Raw genomic sequence first — 558 nt, forward strand, 5'->3', positions numbered from 1 at the left:
GTCGCGAATGGAGCTACCAAGTTCAGTGATGACGGCGATGTTCCAACTGTTTACGTCAACAGAAGAGAAGAAAACAGAAGCGTTGTTGGCGGTGAATACAGCGATCACGGGTTATCTTGCCGATCCAAGTGCAGATCCCATTTCTCTGCCTTACAACCTCGATGCTTGGGATGGTTACTATGTCGAGCGTGAAAAAGTCTACCAACTGGCCAAAGCAAGTAGTGGCAATTTTGTGTGTTTAGCGGGCGATACTCACAACGCGTGGGCAAGTGAGTTAAAAGATGTGTCAAACAATCCGATAGGGGTCGAGTTTGCGACGAGCTCGGTGAGCTCTCCGGGGTTGGAAGAGTATTTGGCGTTGGACCCGGTGGCGATTGCGCAAATGGAATACACCTTGCCGCATTTAGTCTCCGAGCTGCAATGGGCTGACATCAAACAACGTGGCTTTATGCGAGTGACCTTTACTGCTGATGCCGCTCAATCAACGTGGTACTTGGTGTCGACCATCAAAGATAAAAAGTATCAGGTGACGACGAAGTCGGCGTCTACGACAAATGG

Annotated in this window: 1 protein-coding gene; it reads left to right on the top strand. The window is 49.6% G+C overall.

The window, feature by feature from the left end; translation table 11 throughout:
* The coding region (locus R7E78_RS29280; RefSeq protein WP_318059039.1) for an alkaline phosphatase D family protein at positions 1–558 on the top strand (558 nt) is incomplete at both ends.

It is taken from the genome of Vibrio sp. YT-19(2023) (assembly GCF_033337395.1).